We start from the raw sequence: 18,346 nt of genomic DNA, 5'->3' as shown, positions 1-18,346 counted from the left end.
GCGCTTGACAGGGTGGGGCGCATGACCGCGAGCGATCACCTCCCCGACGACGGCACTCCCCCTCCCGTACGCGCTGCATTCGATACCGTGACGTGGAAGGAAATCGCCTATTTGCTCTCTAATCTCCCCCTTTCCCTCATCGGATTCGTTTATACGGCCGCCATGGTGTCGATGGCGGGCGGCCTGTCGGTGACCGCGATCGGGCTCCCGCTGTTCGCGGGCGGCCTGTTCCTGTCCCGCCAGCTGGGACGGCTGGAACGGGCGCGGGCGCGCCTGCTGCTGGGCGTACGGGTCGACGAGCCGACCCCGATGCCGGGGCCGCGACGGGCCGGCGGGTTCTTCCCCTGGCTGTGGGCGAGCCTCAAGGACCCGGTGGCGTGGCGGGCCGTGCTGTTCGAGCTGGTGCGGCTCCCGTGGGCGGTGCTCACCTTCGGAGTGGCACTGACCGGTCTGTTCGTGCTGTGGCCGGTGCTGCCGTGGGTGGCGCGCGGCCTCGCGAACGTGGACCGGGCGATGGCACGGGGCCTGCTGTCCCCGTCCGACGAGCTGGAGCGGCGGATCGCGGAGCTGGAGTCCGACCGGGGGGTGGTAGTCGACACCGCGGCGGCGGACCTGCGGCGGATCGAGCGGGACCTGCACGACGGGGCGCAGGCGCGGCTGGTGGCGCTGGCCATGGGGCTGGGCCTGGCGAAGGAGAAGCTGCTGGAGGACCCCGAGGGGGCGGCGTCGATGGTCGACGAGGCGCACGGCGAGGTGAAGCTGGCGCTCCAGGAACTGCGGGACCTGGCGCGGGGCATCCACCCGGCGGTGCTCACCGACCGGGGGCTGGACGCCGCGCTGTCGTCGGTGGCCTCGCGGTGCCTGGTTCCCGTGAAGGTGTCGGTGGACCTGCCGGCGCGGCCGGCGGAGGCGATCGAGGGCATCGCGTACTTCGTGGTGTCGGAGCTCCTGCAGAACGTGAGCAAGCACGCGGGCGCGCAGGCACGGGGGGCGTCGGTCGAGGTGTGGCGGTCGGACAGGCGGCTGCTGATACGGGTGTCGGACGACGGGCGCGGCGGAGCGGACGCCCGGGCCGGGTCGGGGCTGGCGGGACTCGGGGAGCGGCTCGGAGCGGTGGACGGCGTGCTGGTGGTGGACTCCCCCGCCGGGGCCGGGACCACGGTGACGGCCGAGCTGCCGTGGCGGGGACGCGGGGCTTCGTAGCCCCGGCCGGCCTCGTACGGGGGATAACCCCCCGCGGCAGAGGCCGACGCGCCGGATGGTTCCGCAGGGGGGCGCGGCGGGAGGGTGGGGGGACAACGTGGACGAAGGGCGGGTCGGGATGATGGAGAGCAGCATGCGGAGCGGCAGCGGGATCGGCAGGGCGCTGCGTGCGCCCGTCGAGGGGCGCACGTGGCGGGAATTCGGGTTCCTGCTGCTCGGCCTCCCGCTCAGCACCCTCTACTTCTCGCTCGCCGTCACCGGCGTCAGCCTGGGCGCCGGACTGCTCATCACCTTCCTCGGCGTCCCGGTCCTCGCCGGAGTGCTCGCGATGTGCCGGGGCTTCGGGCGCCTGGAGCGCGCCCGGGTCCGCGGGATGCTGCGCCACGACATCGCCGAGCCCGGTCCGATCGGGGCGAAGAAGCCCGGGATCCTTCCCGCCATGGGGGCGGTGCTGAAGAGCGGCAGCGCCTGGCGCCACGCGCTCTACTCGGTGGTGCACTTCCCGTGGGCGGTGTTCAGCGCCTGCGTCGCCCTCGTCTTCTGGTCCTGCGGCTGGTCGATGCTGCTGTACCCGCTGTGGTTCTGGGTGTTCCCGGCCTACACGGACCAGCCCGGCCTCCAGCTCTTCCAGAACGGGGAGAACTACACGTTCTACCTGGACTCGCCCCTGGCGATCGCGACGACGTCCGTCGTGGGGCTCGCCCTCACCCTCACCACTCCGTGGCTCTTCCGCGCCCTGACCACCGTCGACCGCGTGCTGATCTCCGGGCTGCTCGGACCCTCCCGGCTCGCGCACCGGGTCAGCGAGCTGGAGTCGGACCGGGGGGTCGTGGTCGACACGGCCGCCGCCGACCTGCGGCGCATCGAGCGGGACCTGCACGACGGGGCCCAGGCCCGGCTGGTGGCCCTGGCCATGGACCTGGGGCTCGCGAAGGAGAAGCTGACCGAGGACCCGCGGGCGGCGGCCCGGATGGTGGACGAGGCGCACGGCGAGGTGAAGATCGCCCTGCAGGAGCTGCGCGACCTGGCCCGCGGGATCCACCCGGCGGTACTGACCGACCGGGGGCTGGACGCCGCCCTGTCCTCGGTGGCCTCGCGGTGCGCCGTGCCGGTGCGGGTGGCGGTGGATCTGCCCGCGCGGCCCGCGGCGGCGATCGAGGGGATCGCGTACTTCACGGTCTCGGAGCTGCTGCAGAACATCAGCAAGCACGCGCGGGCCCGTACGGCCGCCGTGGACGTGTGGAAGTCCGGCGACCGGCTGCTGATCCAGGTCTCGGACGACGGCCGGGGCGGGGCCTCCACCGGGGCGGCGGCCGGGTCGGGGCTGGCCGGGCTGGCCGAGCGGCTCGACGCCGTGGACGGGGTGCTGGTCGTGGACTCCGCCGTCGGGGAGGGGACCACCGTGACCGCCGAGCTGCCGTGGCGGACGGCCTGAGGCCTCCGGTTGCCGGCGCCCGCCTCCGCGCCTCCCCGGGCGGCGCCCGCGCCTTTTCGTCCGGCGCCCGCGCCTTTTCGTCCGGCGCCCGCGCCTTTTCGTCCGGCGCCCGCGCCTCTTCGTCCGGCGTCCGCGCCCGCCTCCGCGCCTCCCGGGGCCGCGCCCGCACGTCCCCGCACCGCGCCGTTCACTCCTCCGGGGCCGGGCCGAAAGTCCTGACTTTTGGCCCCGCCCACCAGAGGGCTCCCTTCCACCCCCGAAAACACCGCTTCCGCGGCCGGCCGGTGATCCCACTCCGCCTTGATCCCGGCTGAAGGCTGGGATGCTTGGCTGTGTCAGGGGTACGGACACCAGTGGACGTGGGAGCAACGAAGTCGTGGAAAACAGGGTGCGGGTCGTCATCGCCGAGGATTCAGTGCTGCTACGCGAGGGTCTGACCCGGTTGCTGACCGACCGGGGGCATGACGTCGTCGCGGGCGTCGGGGACGCGGAAGCCCTGATCAAGACCGTGGCGGACCTGGCAGCGGAGGGCGCGCTGCCGGACGTGGTGGTGGCGGACGTGCGGATGCCGCCGACGCACACCGACGAGGGCGTGCGGGCCGCGGTGCAGCTGCGGCGCGACCACCCCGGCATAGGCGTGCTCGTACTGTCCCAGTACGTGGAGGAGCAGTACGCCACCGAACTCCTGGCCGGTTCCAGCACCGGCGTGGGGTACCTCCTCAAGGACCGGGTGGCGGACGTCCGCGAGTTCCTGGACGCCGTCGTGCGCGTGGCCAAGGGCGGTACCGCCCTGGACCCGGAGGTCGTGGCGCAGCTGCTCGGGCGCAGCCGCAAGCAGGACGTGCTGGCGGGGCTGACCCCGCGCGAGCGCGAGGTGCTCGGGCTGATGGCCGAGGGCCGGACCAATTCCGCCGTGGCCAAGCAGCTGGTGGTGAGCGACGGCGCGGTGGAGAAGCACGTCAGCAACATCTTCATGAAGCTCGGCCTGTCGCCGAGTGACGGGGATCACCGGCGTGTGCTGGCCGTCCTCACCTACCTAAGGTCTTGATCAACTGACACCCTGTCAGGTAAGGCCGGATTCGGACAGACCGCCGAGAGGGCGGTCCAGAAACTGAGTACCCCGGGGAAGCGGTCCCTACGGTCGTAGGGTTGGCCTTGGGCAGTGCTCACGCCTCGAAGGAGGTCCAGTTCAGTGACCAGCCAGGTCAGTAGCCCAGCCGAGCATTCCGACGGGACCGAGGGCGCGGTCGTCGGCGAGCAGCGGACACCCCCGGGCCCGAACAGCGACGATCCGAACAGCGAAGGTCCGAGCAGCGAAGGTCCCGGCGGCGGCGGCAAGGAAGTGCGCCGTCTCGATCGGGTGATCATCCGCTTCGCGGGTGACTCGGGCGACGGCATGCAGCTCACGGGCGACCGTTTCACCTCCGAGACGGCGTCCTTCGGGAACGACCTCTCCACGCTGCCGAACTTCCCCGCCGAGATCCGGGCGCCCGCCGGCACCCTGCCCGGGGTGTCCAGCTTCCAGCTGCACTTCGCCGATCACGACATCCTGACGCCGGGCGACGCCCCGAACGTGCTGGTGGCGATGAATCCGGCGGCACTGAAGGCGAACATCGCGGACGTGCCGCGCGGCGCGGAGATCATCGTCAACACCGACGAGTTCACCAAGCGCCCGATGGCGAAGGTCGGCTACGCGACCTCCCCGCTGGAAGACGGCTCGCTGGACGCCTACAACATCCACCGGGTGCCGCTGACCACCCTCACCGTCGAGGCGCTGAAGGACTTCGGGCTCCCCCGCAAGGAGGCGGAGCGCAGCAAGAACATGTTCGCGCTGGGCCTGCTGTCCTGGATGTACCACCGGCCGACCGAGGGCACCGAGACCTTCCTGCGGCAGAAGTTCGCGAAGAAGCCGCAGATCGCGGAGGCGAACGTGGCCGCCTTCCGGGCCGGCTGGAACTTCGGCGAGACGACCGAGGACTTCGCCGTGTCCTACGAGGTGGCCCCGGCCACCCGCGCCTTCCCGGCGGGCACCTACCGCAACATCTCCGGGAACCTCGCCCTGTCCTACGGGCTGATCGCGGCGGGGCAGCAGGCCGGTCTGCCCCTCTATCTGGGCTCGTACCCGATCACGCCGGCCTCCGACATCCTGCACGAGCTGAGCCGGCACAAGAACTTCGGCGTGCGCACGTTCCAGGCCGAGGACGAGATCGCCGGCATCGGCGCGGCCCTGGGCGCGGCCTTCGGCGGCGCGCTCGCCGTGACCACCACCTCCGGGCCGGGCGTCGCGCTCAAGTCCGAGACGATCGGGCTCGCGGTCTCCCTGGAACTCCCGCTGCTGATCGTGGACATCCAGCGCGGCGGCCCCTCCACGGGCCTGCCGACCAAGACGGAGCAGGCCGACCTGCTCCAGGCCATGTACGGGCGCAACGGCGAGGCCCCGGTCCCGATCGTGGCCCCGCGCACCCCGGCGGACTGCTTCGACGCGGCGCTCGACGCGGCCCGGATCGCGCTGACCTACCGGACTCCGGTGTTCCTGCTCTCCGACGGGTACCTCGCCAACGGCTCCGAGCCGTGGCGGATCCCGGACGTCGCGGACCTCCCGGACCTGACGGTCCAGTTCGCCTCCGGCCCCAACCACGTGCTCGCGGACGGCACCGAGGTCTTCTGGCCGTACAAACGCGACGCGCGGACCCTGGCCCGCCCCTGGGCGGTGCCGGGCACCCCGGGGCTGGAGCACCGCATCGGCGGCATCGAGAAGCAGGACGGCACGGGCAACATCTCCTACGACCCGGCCAACCACGAGTTCATGGTGCGCACCCGCCAGGCCAAGATCGACGGCATCGAGGTCCCCGACCTGGAGGTCGACGACCCGGACGGCGCGCACACCCTGGTCATCGGCTGGGGCTCGACGTACGGGCCGATCACGGCCGCGGTACGCAGGCTGCGGCTCGCCGGGGTCCCCGTGGCACAGGCCCATCTGCGCCACCTCAACCCCTTCCCCGGGAATCTGGGCGAGGTCCTGAAGCGTTACGACAAGGTAGTGGTGCCGGAGATGAACCTCGGGCAGCTCGCGACCCTCCTGAGGGCGAAGTACCTGGTCGACGCACGGTCGTACAACCAGGTCAACGGCATGCCGTTCAAGGCCGAGCAGCTCGCCACGCATCTCGAGGAGGCCGTCAATGACTGAGCTGACCGACGCCCGGACCCTGCTCTCGCTGGTGCCCAAGGCCGCCGCCAGGCAGTCGATGAAGGACTTCAAGTCGGACCAGGAGGTCCGCTGGTGCCCCGGCTGCGGCGACTACGCGGTGCTCGCGGCCGTACAGGGCTTCATGCCCGAGCTGGGGCTGGCGAAGGAGAACATCGTCTTCGTCTCGGGCATCGGCTGTTCCTCGCGCTTCCCGTACTACATGAACACCTACGGGATGCACTCGATCCACGGCCGCGCCCCGGCCATCGCCACCGGCCTGGCCACCTCGCGGCGCGACCTGTCGGTGTGGGTGGTCACGGGTGACGGCGACGCGCTGTCGATCGGCGGGAACCACCTGATCCACGCCCTGCGGCGCAACGTCAACCTCAAGATCCTGCTGTTCAACAACCGGATCTACGGGCTGACCAAGGGGCAGTACTCCCCCACCTCCGAGGTCGGCAAGATCACCAAGTCGACGCCGATGGGATCGCTGGACGCGCCCTTCAACCCGGTCTCGCTGGCGATCGGCGCGGAAGCCAGCTTCGTGGCCCGCACGGTGGACTCCGACCGCAAGCACCTCACGGAGGTGCTGCGCGCGGCCGCCGACCACCAGGGCACGGCGCTGGTGGAGATCTACCAGAACTGCAACATCTTCAACGACGGGGCCTTCGAGGTCCTCAAGGACCACGAGCGGGCGCAGGAGGCCGTGATCCGGCTGGAGCAGGGGCAGCCGGTCCGCTTCGGCGTGGACAACGCCAAGGGCGTCGTGCGCAACGCGGCCACCGGGGACCTGGAGGTGGTGACCGTGACCGCGGAGAACGAGTCGCGGATCCTGGTCCACGACGCCTCCTCGGCGTCCCCGACCAACGCGTTCGCGCTGTCCCGGCTGGCCGACGCCGACACCCTGGACCGGACGCCCATCGGGGTGTTCCGCGACGTGGCGCGGCCGGTCTACGACACGCTCATGGCCGAGCAGCTGGAGACGGCCGTGGACCGCAGCGGCAAGGGCGACCTGGGCGCACTGCTGAGCGGGAACGACACCTGGACCGTCGTCGGCTGAGCCGTCGCCGAGGTGTGCACGGAGCCCGGACCTTCTTCGGAGGCCCGGGCTTCCGCATGTCCGGGCACGCCCCGGCTGCCCGTGCACCTCGATCACACACGGCCCGACCTGATTACTTTCCAAAAGTTAGCGCTTACCGTAGGGTGGCACTTAGGAAGGGCCCGCCCCTGGGGCCCCTACGGAGGAGATCCCCATGAGCATCGTCGTCACCGGAGCCACCGGAGCCCTCGGCCGCCTCGTCGTCGCCGACCTGCTGACCCGCGTCCCCGCCGACCGGATCGCCGCGGTCGTCCGCGACGCCGACAAGGCCGCCGACCTCGCCGGGCAGGGCGTCGAACTGCGCGTCGCGGACTACGACGACCCCGCGAGCCTGGCCCGCGCCTTCCGGGAGGGCGACCGGGTGCTGCTGATCTCCGGGAACGAGATCGGACGCCGGGTCGGTCAGCACACCGCCGTGATCAAGGCCGCGGTCGGGGCCGGGGTGGCCCAGCTCGCCTACACCGGGATCCTCGGCGGCCCCGAGGCGGACTTCGAGCTGGCCGCGGAGCACCGGGCCACGGAGCGGGCGATCCTCGACTCCGGGCTCCCGTACACCTTCCTGCGCAACGGCTGGTACCACGAGAACTACACCCGTGACCTGGCCTCCCACCTGGAGCACGGCGCCCTCGTGGGGAGCGCCGGCGAGGGCCGCGTCGCCTCCGCCGCCCGCGCCGACTACGCCGCCGCCGCGGCCGTGGTGCTGACCGGCGAAGGACACCTGAACCGGGCCTACGAGCTCTCCGGGGACTCGGCGTGGACCCTGGCCGAGTACGCGGCCGAGCTGTCGGCCCAGGCGGGGCGCGAGGTCGCGTACACCGAGCTGCCGGCCGAGGCGCACCAGGCGGTCCTGGTCGACGCCGGACTCCCCGAGGGCTTCGCCGCGGTGTTCGTCGACGTGGACGCGGCGATCCGGCGCGGCCGCCTGGGGTCCACCAGCGGCGACCTCGCCCGGCTCATCGGCCGGCCGACCACCCCGGTGTCCGAGGCGATCGCGGGCGCGCTGGCCACCGCGTGACGGACGCGGCCGCCGCGCGAACGCGCCGGACACCGCCACGGGGGCGTGAGGTGTCATGAGCATCTCGTTGTGACGGTGATGACTTCTCGCTCGCGCGGCGCTAACGTCTTGACGTTGGCTTGAAGAGCACTGGAGGTCCCGTGAAGGCAGAGAACGACCAGCGCGCGGGTTTGCTCTACGGATTCGGCGCGTACGGGATGTGGGGCCTGGTGCCCCTGTTCTGGCCGCTCCTCCAGCCGTCCGGTGCCATCGAGATCCTCGCCCACCGCATGGTGTGGTCCCTGGCCGTGGTCGGCGCCGCGCTGCTCGCCCTGCGCCGCTGGGCCTGGATGGGCGAGCTGCTGCGGCGGCCCCGCAAGCTCGCGCTCCTCGTGGCCGCCGCCGCCCTGATCACCGTGAACTGGGGCGTGTACATCTGGTCCGTCAACAACGGCGCGGTCGTCGAGGCGAGCCTCGGCTACTTCATCAATCCCCTCGTCACCATCGCGTTGGGCGTGCTGGTCCTCGGCGAGCGGCTGCGCCGCTCGCAGTGGGCGGCGGTCGGCATCGGCCTCTCCGCCGTGCTGGTGCTCGCCGTCGGCTACGGGCGGCCGCCGTGGATCTCGCTCGTGCTGGCCTCCTCCTTCGCCACGTACGGCCTGATCAAGAAGAAGCTCGGCATGGGCGGCCTGGAGTCGCTGACCGCCGAGACCGTGGTGCTGTTCCTGCCCGCCCTCGGCTACCTGCTGTGGCTCGGTGCCCGGGGACAGTCCACCTTCACCGCCCAGGGACCCGGGCACACCGCGCTGCTCGCCTCGACCGGGCTGGTCACCGCGATCCCGCTGGTCTGCTTCGGCGCGGCCGCGATCCGGGTGCCGCTGTCCACGCTCGGGCTGCTCCAGTACACCGCCCCGGTGTTCCAGTTCTCGCTCGGCGTCCTGTACTTCCACGAGGCCATGCCGCCCGTGCGCTGGGCAGGCTTCTCCCTGGTCTGGGCCGCCCTCTCGGTCCTCACCTGGGACGCCCTGCGCAGCGCGCACCGGGCCCGCGCCGGACGTCTCGAAGGCGCCCTGGACCCGCTGCCGGCGCCCCTCGCGGCGTCGGCCCAGGCCCCGGCGCGCGAGCCGGCGTAACGGCGCCCGGCCGTCGGCGGCCCGACCACCCGCGGCCCGGCCCTCCTTCGGCTCAGCCCTCCTGAGGCTCGGCCCTCCTGCGGCCCAGCCCCTTCGGCGGTCCGCCCGTCCGCCACACGTCCACGGGCGACGCGTCCACCGGCGGCTCTTCCCTCGGCAGGCCCGTCGTGGCGAGCCGCAGGCCGCGCGGTACGTGCGCGACCACCAGGGCCACGGCCTCCCCGGCCGTGGCGACCTCCCCGATCTCCCGGAAGGGATCGCGCGCCACGACGCGGAACCGGCCGTCGGCCAGCGGCATGACGAAGGGGACCGCCACCTCGTAGGGGAAGCGGGTGGTGCTGCTGAAGTGCACGTGGCAATGGCTCGTGTACGGGTACAGCTGCCGCAGGAGCGGGTCCTCGTAGGCCGCCTCCAGCACCGCGACGGTGCCCAGACGCCAGGCCACGGGACCGAGCCGCTCCAGTGTGCGCGCCCACGCCTGCCGTGCGCCCAGCCACTGGGCCTCCACGGCGGCGGCCGCAGGGGTCACTTCGTTCACGTTCATCCCCCCAGTGTGCCCGTGACCCGGCCCTGCGCCGGGTCCCGCGCCCGGCTCCGTCCGTTTTCCGAACGCGCCTGACCGAATTGTGGTCTTGACGGACTGTCATGCTCTCGCTCAACATCAGGCTCGCACTGACGCACGACGCTCACCTGTACTTCACCGCACGTTCCGCACACATCCCCAGTACGGAATCCCGGAGCCCCCACATGAGCCTGTCCGTCTCCCGGCGCCTCGCCGCCGTGACCGCCGTCGCGGTCGCCGGCCTGTTCGCCGCCACCTCCCCCTCCGCGCTCGCCGCGCCCACCGCGGTCGCCGCGGCGCCGACGCCGCCGGACATACCGGTCGCCAACGTCAAGGCGCACCTGACGCAGCTGCAGTCCATAGCCACCGCCAACGGCGGCAACCGCGCCCACGGCAAGGCCGGCTACAAGGCCTCGATCGACTACGTGAAGGCCAAGCTCGACGCGGCCGGCTTCACGACCACCCTCCAGACCTTCACCTCCAGCGGTGCGACGGGCTACAACCTGATCGCCGACTGGCCCGGCGGGGACCCGAACTCGGTCCTGATGTCGGGCTCGCACCTGGACTCGGTGAACGCCGGCCCCGGCATCAACGACAACGGGTCCGGTTCGGCCGCCATCCTGGAGACCGCCCTGGCCGTCTCCCGCGCGCAGCTCCAGCCCACGAAACACCTGCGGTTCGGCTGGTGGGGCGCGGAGGAGCTGGGCATGATCGGCTCGAAGTACTACGTGAACAACCTGCCGGCCGCGGAGAAGTCGAAGATCTCCGGCTACCTGAACTTCGACATGATCGGCTCGCCGAACCCGGGCTACTTCGTCTACGACGACGACCCGACCATCGAGCAGACCTTCAAGAACTACTACGCGGGCATCGGCGTCGCCACCGAGATCGAGACGGAGGGCGACGGCCGCTCCGACCACGCGCCGTTCAAGAGCGCGGGCATCCCGGTCGGCGGCCTGTTCTCGGGCGCCGACTACACCAAGACGGCGGCCCAGGCCCAGAAGTGGGGCGGCACCTCCGGTCAGGCCTTCGACCGCTGCTACCACGCCTCGTGCGACACCTCGGCGAACATCAACGACACCGCCCTGGACCGCAACTCCGACGCCATCGCCTACGCGATCTGGAACCTCGGGGCCGCCACCCCGGTCCCCCCGGGCAAGTCCTTCGAGAACACGGCGGACGTCTCCGTCCCGGACTCCCCCGCCGCCGCGGTGACCTCGCCGATCACGGTCTCGGGCGTCACGGGCAACGCGCCGGCCACCACCAAGGTCGACGTGGACATCGTCCACACCTACCGCGGTGACCTGGTCGTCGACCTGATCGCCCCGGACGGGACGGCGTACCGGCTGAAGAACTCCAGCTCGGACTCCGGCGACAACCTCGTCACCTCGTACACGGTCAACGCGTCGAGCGAGGTGGCCAACGGGGTGTGGAAGCTCCAGGTCAAGGACGTGGCGGCGCAGGACGTCGGCTACATCAACAGCTGGAAGATCACCTTCTGACTCAGGTGATCCCGGCATAGGAGGACGATCACCGCAGCACGGGCGCGGCCTCCGTCGCGACCGCCGCCGTACCGCACCCGCGGCTACGGCGGCGGCCGCCGACGTGTCGCGGTCCGGCTACGGCTAGGGCTACGGCCGCCGACGTGTCGCGGTCCGGCTACGGCTACGGCCGCGGCCCTCGCGCCGCTACGTCTCCTGCGTGCCGCCGCGCAGCGAGGCGGGCAGCGGGTCCTGCATCCGGGCGCGCAGCTCCTGCGCGACGGCCGCGACGTCCGCGCGCCCCAGCTTCGCGGCCTCCACGAGATCGCCGAGCTCCTCCGGCGTCGGCAGCGGCTTCGCCCCGGCGACGCGCAGGTACGAGCGGGTCGCGGCGGCGGCGTAGAACTCGTTCATCGGCGATTCCAGCGCCGGGCACACCGCCAGGGTGTGCAGGAACGCGGCGGCCCGCCACGCGGTGTCCGGGGCGGGCTGCTCGGGGACCAGGACGAGGTCGTTCTGGTGGCGGGCCACCGCGGCGGCCACTCCGGAGGGGTCCCACACGGCGGGATCGGAGGGGAGATGGTGGGCCAGAGCGGTCCAGGCCCACTCCATGGTGATCTTCAATGGCCGAACCGCTCCTGGAAGTAGGCCCAGTGGTCGGCGAACTCGTCGATGCCGGAGAGGAAGTTCTTCCGGTCCTCGTCGAGCTCGCGTTCGGTGACTTCGGTGATCAGCGCGGTGACCGTCGTCCCCAGCGCCGCCGCGCGCGCCTTGAGGCGCTCGTGGAACTCTTCGTCCAGGCGGATGGTGACGTGTCTCGACATGCTTTTCACGGTACAGCGGCCTTGCTGTACCCAGGGCGGGAACGGCGCAAGGGTGGGCGGGGACACAGTCCCCGCCCACCCTTCACCCGCCGCCGCTGCGCGGCGGCGCCTACTTGTTCGCGTCGGCCGCCTTCACGAGCGCGTCCTTGGTGACCGCGCCGACGTAGATCTTGCCGTCGTCCGTGATCAGCGCGTTGACCACGCGGGTCTTCATGACGCGGCCCTCGCCGAACGTGCCGGAGACCTTCTCCCCGATCGAGTCGAGGAACTGCTGCGCCTGCGCGGGCGCGTTCTTGTCCTTTGCCGCGCCCTCGAGGCCCTTGAGGCCGTTGGCCGAGCCCGTCTCGATCCGGGCGATCGAGGTCCAGCCCTCGCCGAGGACCTTCGTGTCGCCCTTGCCGGCACCGGCGCCGCCGACCAGTCCGTCCAGGCCGGGGACGGAGCCCAGGGCGCCCAGGCCCTTGTCCTTGCCCTCGGCGCCGCGGTCGCCCTTGCCCTTGTCCGCGCCCGGGCCGTGCCCGCCGGCCGCTCCCTCGGTCACCTTGGCGTCCTTGGGCGGGGTGAAGGCGAAGGTGTCGGCGGCGGGCTTGGCGAAGTCCACCTTGGTGAATCCGGCGTCCACGATCGGCTTGCCGCCGTCCGTGGAGAGCACCTGCACGCGCAGCGGCACGCCGTTCCCGGCGTCCACCGCGATCTTCACCGAGGCGACCGTGGAACCGGCACCCTTCGGCTTGAGGACCAGCTGGTAGGCGTTGCGGCCGGCCACCTGGGCCGTCTCGCCGACGCTGACGTCCGTGGTCGTGCCGGCGGCCTCGAGGACCTCCCGGGCGATCTCCTGCGGGGCGGCGCCGAACCGCTCGCCGGCCTTGTGCTCGGAGTTCTTGCCCGCGTCGGCCGGGGCCTTCTCGTGGAAGGCCTCCTTCGACTTGGAGTCGTATCCCCAGACCTCGGCGCCGTTGTGGACGAGCGTGTACTCGTCCTTGCCGTCGACGAAGGTCAGCTTCTGGCGGTCCGGTCCGTCGGCGGCCACCCGGAAGGTGTGCGTGCCGGCGGCCAGCTGCGTGAGCTTGTCCTGCGGGTCGGCGGAGCCGCCCGTGACGCCCGAGCCGCCGAGCAGGCCGGCCGGCAGGGACGGCAGCCCCAGGTCCGTGCTGATCTTGGCGCTGCCGGACAGCTGCTCGACGTCCGAGGCCGCGATCTTCTCGATGAGCTGCTGGGCCGTGACCTGCGGCAGGTCGGGGCCACCGGCGTTCGCGAAGGCCGGAACCATCGCGATCGTGCCGGCCACCACTCCGAACACCGCGACCGGTACGGCGTACCGAGCGGCCTTGCGGGTCCTTGCGTTCGTTGCCATGTCTGTCTGCCCTACCTCTGTGTGTACGGCGGCGACCTACCCGTCTTGCGTGTACACGTCCACCCCGCGCCGCCACTCTCACCCGATCTGGTGGGGATGTGCCTCTATCTGACCAAAGAACAGGGCCTGCGGGCGTCAGCCCCGGGAGCCAACTCCGCGTACGCCCCAGGGATGACACGACGCGGGCCGGACGTCCCCCACCCGTAGGGGATGCCCGGCCCGCGCCTCTGCCTTCGGTAAGACCCGTGCCGGTCAGCCCGCGCGGTGGACCACCGCGTCGCACAGCTCCACCAGGGCCGCCTTCGCGAAGCACTCGGGCAGCGGGGCCAGCGTGGCCCGGGCGTCCTGGGCGTAGCGGATGGTGTCCTTGCGGGCCTGCTCCAGGGCGGGGTGGACCCGCAGCCGCGACAGCGCCTCGGCGTGCAGGGCGTCGTCCGTCAGATCGCCGTCCAGGAGCCGTACGAGGTCCAGGTCGTCCGGGTTGCCGTCGCGGGCGGCCATCTCGCGCAGCCGCAGGACGGGCAGCGTGGGGATGCCCTCGCGCAGGTCGGTGCCCGGGGTCTTGCCGGACTCGTGCGAGTCCGAGGCGATGTCGAGGACGTCGTCGGCCAGCTGGAAGGCGAGGCCGAGCCGCTCCCCGTACTGGGTGAGGATGTCGACGACCATGTCGTCGGCGCCGGACATGAGCGCGCCGAAGCGGCAGGAGACGGCGACCAGCGAGCTGGTCTTGCCGGCCATGACGTCCAGGTAGTGCTCGACGGGGTCGCGGCCGCCGCGCGGACCGGCCGTCTCCAGGATCTGGCCCGTCACCAGGCGCTCGAAGGCCTCGGCCTGGATCCGCACGGCCTCGGGCCCGAGGTCCGCCAGGATGTGCGAGGCCCGGGCGAAGAGGAAATCACCCGTCAGGACGGCCACGGAGTTGCCCCAGCGGGCGTTGGCGCTCTCGACGCCGCGGCGGACGTCCGCCTCGTCCATGACGTCGTCGTGGTAGAGCGTCGCGAGGTGCGTGAGCTCCACGACGACGGCGGAGGGCACGATCCCGGGCGCGTAGGGATCGCCGAATCGGGAGGCGAGCATCACCAGGAGCGGCCGGAACCGCTTGCCCCCGGCCCGCACCAGGTGCTGTGCGGCCTCGGTGATGAAGGGGACTTCGCTCTTGGTGGCTTCCAGCAGACCCGCCTCGACGGCGGCCAGTCCGGCCTGGACATCGGTCTCAAGAGCCTGGTCCCGCACGCTCAGTCCGAACGGCCCGACGACGGTCACGAGGGGTACTCCTGTCTGCTGACGATCACGTTGACGATCACATGGATTGTCGATGTGTCGCTGCCATCACTCAAGCCAGCGTATCCGGTCTGTTTTCGATCACCCAGGGCGCCTGTCCGGCCACCGCGCGCCCACCACGCGCGCACCGCCCGATGTGCACCGGTATGTTCTGTGGAAGCCGAAACAATCGGAGAATACGTTTTGTCCAGAATTTCGACCGGTATCGACGAGCCCTCGGATCCGGAGGCAGACCAGCCGCCGCCCGGCGACGACCACGCCTTCCTCGGACACCCCCGCGGGCTCGCCACGCTCTCCGGGCTGGAGGTCTGGGAGCGCTTCTCGTTCCTGGGCATGCAGGCCATCCTCGTCCTCTATTTCGCGGACTCGGTGGCCAACGGCGGACTGGGGATGGACCCGGGCACCGCGGCCTCGGTCTCGGCGGCCTACGGAACCATGGTCTACCTCGTCTCCGTCGCCGGCGGGTGGCTCGCCGACCGGATCCTCGGTTCGTACCGCGCCGTGCTGTGGGGCGGCATCCTGATCGCCTGCGGCCATTACGCCATGGCCGTGCCCACCGCCGCCATGACCTGGGTGGGCCTGGGCCTGATCAGCGCCGGCACCGGACTGCTCAAGCCGAACGTGGCCAGCATGGTCGGCAAGCTGTACCGGACGGACGACCAGCGGCGCGACGCCGGCTTCGCGCTCTACTACATGGGCATCAACATCGGCGCCTTCGCCGGCCCGCTGATCACCGCCTGGCTCGGCGAGAACGAGGGCTGGCACTGGGGCTTCTCGGCCGCCGCCGTCGGCATGACCGCGGGTCTCGTCCAGTACGTCGCCGGGCGCCGTCACCTGGCCGGGCGCAAGCACTCCGCCGAGTTCGCGCTGGCGCCCGACGCGATGCGCTCCACCGTGTGGAGGATCGTCGCCGGGCTCGTGGCCTTCGCCGCGCTCGCCACTCTTCTGGCCGTACTGGGCTGGCTGACGATGGACCGGTTCGTCGACCTCCTCACGCTGGTCTCGGTGATCGCCCCGGTCGTCTACTTCGCGGTCATGTTCCGCAGCGACCGGGTGACCACCGAGGAGCGGGGGCGCCTGCGCCCGTACGTGGTGCTCTTCCTGGCCTCGGTCGCCTTCAACTTCATCCTCTTCCAGGCGTACTCGACGATGATGCTGCTCGCCTCGACGAACGCCCGCACCGAGATCCTCGGCTTCACCTTCCCGGCCGGCTGGTACGCCTCCGCGCTCGGCGCGTTCGAGGTGCTGCTGGCCCCGGTCGTGGCCGCGCTGTGGGTCCGGATGGGCCCGCGGCAGCCGCACGCCTCCAACAAGATCGCCATCGGTGTGATCCTGGGCGGCCTGTCCTTCCTCCTGATGGTCGTCCCGACCTCGGGGCACAGCGGCGACACCTACCAGATCGCCGTCTGGTGGATCATCGGCTCGTACCTGCTGCTCGGACTCGGCGACGTCCTGCTGGAGACCTCGGGCATGTCGGCCACCACGAAGCTCGCCCCGAAGGCCTTCGGCAGCCAGACGATGGCGCTGTGGTTCCTCTCGCTGGCGCTGGCCAACGGCATCCAGGCCCAGGTGGTCAAGTTCTACGGGCAGGTCTCCCACCCCGTCTACTTCGGCGTCAACGGCGCCGTCGCGGTGGCCGTGGGCCTGGCCGTGATCGCGCTCGCGCCGTGGCTGAAGCGCACGATGCACCCCGTCCACTGACCGTCCCCGAGGCGATTGGCGAGAGAGCTTCGATGATCATCCGCACCGATTTCCCCTACGGGACCACCCACGAGGACGTCCGGATCCCGATGCGGGACGGCACGGAGCTGTACGCCCGCATCTGGCGCCCGGTCACCGACGAGCCCGTCCCGGCGCTGCTGGAGTACCTCCCGTACCGCCTCACCGACTGGACCGCGCCGCGCGACTGGCAGCGCCACCCCTGGTACGCCGGCCACGGCTACGCCTCCGTACGGGTCGACGTGCGCGGCCACGGATGCAGCGGCGGCGACCCGGGTGACGAGTACGACGCCCGGGAACTCGCGGACGGCGTCGCGGTGGTGGAGTGGCTCGCGGCGCAGCCCTGGTGCACGGGGTCCGTGGGGATGTTCGGGATCTCCTGGGGCGGCTTCAACAGCCTCCAGATCGCGGCGCTGGCCCCCGAGGCGCTGAAGGCGGTCGTGACCGTGTGCTCCACGGACGACCGGTACGACAACGACGTGCACTACATGGGCGGCTCGCTGCTCGCCGTGGACATGCACGCGTGGGCGGCGACCATGCTCGCCTTCGTCGCCCGCCCGCCGGACCCGCTCTACGCGGGCGACGGCTGGCGCGAGCTCTGGCTCTCGCGCCTCGGCGCGGTCGAACCCCTGATCCACACCTGGCTCTCCCACCAGACCCGCGACGCCTACTGGCGCCACGGGTCCGTGTGCGAGGACTACGGCGCGATCGGCGCGGCCGTCCTCGCCGTCGGCGGCTGGCACGACCCGTACCGGGACACCGTGCTGCGGCTGGTGTCCGCGCTCCCCGCCGACCGGGTGCGCGGCCTGATCGGCCCGTGGTCGCACCAGTACCCCGACCGGGGGCTGCCGCCGGGGCCCGCCATCGGCTTCCTCCAGGAGACCCTGCGCTGGTGGGACCACTGGCTCAAGGGAGCGGACAACGGCGTGATGCGGGAGCCGCTGCTGCGGTCGTGGATCTCCGGTTCGCACCCGCCGGCGACCACCTACGAGGTGCTGCCGGGCCGGTGGGCCGGCGAACCGTCCTGGCCCTCGCCGAACGTGGATCCGGTCACGTACGCCTTCCAGGGCGCCCCGGTGGTCGTGGCCTCCCCGCAGCACACGGGCCTGGACGCGGGCCGCTTCTTCCCCTTCGGCAACGACGCCGACCTGCCGCCGGACCAGCGCGAGGAGGACGCGAAGTCCGCGTGCTTCGAGTTCCCCGTCGGGGAGGGCTCCGGCCCGGTGGAGATCCTCGGCCGGCCCGTGGTGCGGCTGCGCATCCGGATGGACGTGCCGTACGGGCAGGTCGTGGCGCGGCTGTGCGACGTCGCTCCGGACGGGTCCTCGACGCTCGTGACGCGGGGCGCGCTGAACCTCTCGGCGCGCCAGGGGCGTGACAAGGCCGTGCCGTGGCCGGTGGGCTCGTACGAGGACGTGGCCTTCGAGCTGAACGGCATCGGGCACTCCTTCCCGCCGGGCCACCGGATCCGCCTCGCCCTGTCCTCGGCCTACTGGCCGTGGATCTGGCCGCGGGCCGGCTCGGAGGCGGGCTGGACGCTGGACCCGGCGGGGAGCGCGGTGGAGCTTCCGGTGCGGGACCCCTCCCGCGCCCCCGACGGCGAGCCGATCCTGTTCGAGGCTCCCGAACAGGCCGAGCCGCTGGGCGTGTCCTACCCGGAGACGCTGGACGGGCCGGGGCCGGAACGGCTCGTCGTACGGGACGTGGCGCGGGGCGTGTGGCGGCTGGAGGTCGACCCGCGGTACGGGGGCACGCGGGTGTATCCCGACGGGCTGGAGTTCAGCGAGGAGGCGAGGGAGGTGTACGAGATCCAGGAGGCGGACCCGCTGTCGGCGCGGACCCGCTCGGACTGGACCGTGCGGTTGCACCGGCCGGACCTGGGGTGGGACGTGTCGGTGGTGACGCGGTCGGAGATCTCGTGCGACGAGGGCGGGTTCCTGACGTCGAACGAGGTGGTGTGCCGGGAGGGCGGCGAGGTGCTCTTCCACCGCACGTGGGAGCGCCGGCTGCCGCGTACGGCGAGTTAGGGGGCCGGGCCCCCGGGCGGCGCGCCCGGGGCCCGCGGCGCCACCCG

General features: G+C 71.9%; 15 protein-coding genes. 10 read left to right on the top strand and 5 right to left on the bottom strand.

Annotated features, from left to right (window positions below):
- Positions 1-21: 21 nt before the first annotated feature.
- The 7 genes from ABZY44_RS01330 (at position 22) to rarD (ending at position 9,051) form a co-directional block, all read left to right on the top strand.
- The gene (locus tag ABZY44_RS01330) at positions 22-1,203 is read left to right on the top strand and encodes a sensor domain-containing protein (RefSeq protein ID WP_356649496.1); all 1,182 of its coding nucleotides are present in this window, start codon (positions 22-24) and stop codon (positions 1,201-1,203) included.
- Positions 1,204-1,336: 133 nt separating this feature from the next.
- Positions 1,337-2,638 carry a sensor domain-containing protein gene (locus ABZY44_RS01325; RefSeq protein WP_356649495.1) on the top strand — a complete coding sequence of 434 codons (1,302 nt, stop codon included), beginning with the start codon at positions 1,337-1,339 and terminating at the stop codon, positions 2,636-2,638.
- A 388-nt stretch (positions 2,639-3,026) separates the two neighbouring features.
- On the top strand, positions 3,027-3,686 hold the full coding sequence (locus tag ABZY44_RS01320; protein ID WP_356649588.1) for a response regulator transcription factor: 660 nt from the start codon (positions 3,027-3,029) through the stop codon (positions 3,684-3,686).
- A 144-nt stretch (positions 3,687-3,830) separates the two neighbouring features.
- Positions 3,831-5,825, top strand: coding sequence for a 2-oxoacid:acceptor oxidoreductase subunit alpha (locus tag ABZY44_RS01315; protein WP_356649494.1), 1,995 nt, complete (start codon positions 3,831-3,833; stop codon positions 5,823-5,825).
- Complete coding sequence (locus tag ABZY44_RS01310; RefSeq protein WP_356649493.1) at positions 5,818-6,885, top strand: 2-oxoacid:ferredoxin oxidoreductase subunit beta; 1,068 nt, start codon at positions 5,818-5,820, stop codon at positions 6,883-6,885. The genes ABZY44_RS01315 and ABZY44_RS01310 overlap by 8 nt, the downstream gene beginning before the upstream one ends.
- A gap of 193 nt (positions 6,886-7,078) precedes the next feature.
- Positions 7,079-7,939: an SDR family oxidoreductase gene (locus tag ABZY44_RS01305; RefSeq protein ID WP_356649492.1), complete on the top strand. Its 861-nt coding sequence runs from the start codon at positions 7,079-7,081 to the stop codon at positions 7,937-7,939.
- A 140-nt stretch (positions 7,940-8,079) separates the two neighbouring features.
- On the top strand, positions 8,080-9,051 hold the full coding sequence (gene rarD, locus ABZY44_RS01300) for an EamA family transporter RarD (RefSeq protein ID WP_356649491.1): 972 nt from the start codon (positions 8,080-8,082) through the stop codon (positions 9,049-9,051).
- A 52-nt stretch (positions 9,052-9,103) separates the two neighbouring features.
- On the opposite strand, the gene ABZY44_RS01295 is transcribed toward rarD, so the two are convergent.
- On the bottom strand, positions 9,104-9,595 hold the full coding sequence (locus ABZY44_RS01295; RefSeq protein WP_356649490.1) for a DUF6193 family natural product biosynthesis protein: 492 nt from the start codon (positions 9,593-9,595) through the stop codon (positions 9,104-9,106).
- A gap of 203 nt (positions 9,596-9,798) precedes the next feature.
- Here ABZY44_RS01295 and ABZY44_RS01290 point away from each other — a divergent pair, with 203 nt between their 5' ends.
- The gene (locus ABZY44_RS01290) at positions 9,799-11,115 is read left to right on the top strand and encodes a M28 family metallopeptidase (RefSeq protein WP_356649489.1); all 1,317 of its coding nucleotides are present in this window, start codon (positions 9,799-9,801) and stop codon (positions 11,113-11,115) included.
- Positions 11,116-11,301: 186 nt separating this feature from the next.
- On the opposite strand, the gene ABZY44_RS01285 is transcribed toward ABZY44_RS01290, so the two are convergent.
- The 4 genes from ABZY44_RS01285 to ABZY44_RS01270 form a co-directional block, all read right to left on the bottom strand.
- Entirely contained in the window at positions 11,302-11,718 is a 417-nt protein-coding gene (locus tag ABZY44_RS01285) for a hypothetical protein (RefSeq protein ID WP_356649488.1), read from the bottom strand.
- Positions 11,715-11,918, bottom strand: coding sequence for a ribbon-helix-helix domain-containing protein (locus tag ABZY44_RS01280; RefSeq protein ID WP_356649487.1), 204 nt, complete (start codon positions 11,916-11,918; stop codon positions 11,715-11,717). The genes ABZY44_RS01285 and ABZY44_RS01280 overlap by 4 nt, the downstream gene beginning before the upstream one ends.
- Positions 11,919-12,027: 109 nt before the next feature.
- A complete protein-coding gene (locus ABZY44_RS01275; RefSeq protein ID WP_356649486.1) occupies positions 12,028-13,272 on the bottom strand; it encodes a DUF2092 domain-containing protein in 1,245 nt (414 codons plus the stop codon).
- A 252-nt stretch (positions 13,273-13,524) separates the two neighbouring features.
- Positions 13,525-14,535 carry a polyprenyl synthetase family protein gene (locus tag ABZY44_RS01270; protein WP_356649485.1) on the bottom strand — a complete coding sequence of 337 codons (1,011 nt, stop codon included), beginning with the start codon at positions 14,533-14,535 and terminating at the stop codon, positions 13,525-13,527.
- 201 nt (positions 14,536-14,736) lie between these two features.
- Between ABZY44_RS01270 and ABZY44_RS01265 the strand changes: the two genes are divergently transcribed.
- Both ABZY44_RS01265 and ABZY44_RS01260 read left to right on the top strand, forming a co-directional pair.
- Entirely contained in the window at positions 14,737-16,254 is a 1,518-nt protein-coding gene (locus tag ABZY44_RS01265) for a peptide MFS transporter (protein ID WP_356649484.1), read from the top strand.
- A gap of 32 nt (positions 16,255-16,286) precedes the next feature.
- Positions 16,287-18,299, top strand: a complete 2,013-nt coding sequence (locus ABZY44_RS01260) for a CocE/NonD family hydrolase (RefSeq protein ID WP_356649483.1) — start codon at positions 16,287-16,289, stop codon at positions 18,297-18,299.
- Positions 18,300-18,346: the final 47 nt, after the last annotated feature.

It is taken from the genome of Streptomyces sp. NPDC006544, from assembly GCF_040611715.1.
Taxonomy (GTDB): domain Bacteria; phylum Actinomycetota; class Actinomycetes; order Streptomycetales; family Streptomycetaceae; genus Streptomyces.
The sequence above is the reverse complement of the archived record's forward strand: the minus strand, read 5'-3'. Positions and strand labels throughout refer to the sequence as shown.

What these genes read in the sequence shown, in the direction of transcription:
- ABZY44_RS01305 (WP_356649492.1), top strand. Translation starts at nt 7,079, where the DNA reads ATGAGCATCGTCGTCACCGGAGCCACCGGAGCCCTCGGCCGCCTCGTC.
- ABZY44_RS01280 (WP_356649487.1), bottom strand. Translation starts at nt 11,918, where the DNA reads ATGTCGAGACACGTCACCATCCGCCTGGACGAAGAGTTCCACGAGCGC.
- ABZY44_RS01260 (WP_356649483.1), top strand. Translation starts at nt 16,287, where the DNA reads ATGATCATCCGCACCGATTTCCCCTACGGGACCACCCACGAGGACGTC.
- ABZY44_RS01325 (WP_356649495.1), top strand. Translation starts at nt 1,337, where the DNA reads ATGCGGAGCGGCAGCGGGATCGGCAGGGCGCTGCGTGCGCCCGTCGAG.
- ABZY44_RS01330 (WP_356649496.1), top strand. Translation starts at nt 22, where the DNA reads ATGACCGCGAGCGATCACCTCCCCGACGACGGCACTCCCCCTCCCGTA.
- ABZY44_RS01275 (WP_356649486.1), bottom strand. Translation starts at nt 13,272, where the DNA reads ATGGCAACGAACGCAAGGACCCGCAAGGCCGCTCGGTACGCCGTACCG.
- ABZY44_RS01310 (WP_356649493.1), top strand. Translation starts at nt 5,818, where the DNA reads ATGACTGAGCTGACCGACGCCCGGACCCTGCTCTCGCTGGTGCCCAAG.
- ABZY44_RS01290 (WP_356649489.1), top strand. Translation starts at nt 9,799, where the DNA reads ATGAGCCTGTCCGTCTCCCGGCGCCTCGCCGCCGTGACCGCCGTCGCG.
- ABZY44_RS01295 (WP_356649490.1), bottom strand. Translation starts at nt 9,595, where the DNA reads ATGAACGTGAACGAAGTGACCCCTGCGGCCGCCGCCGTGGAGGCCCAG.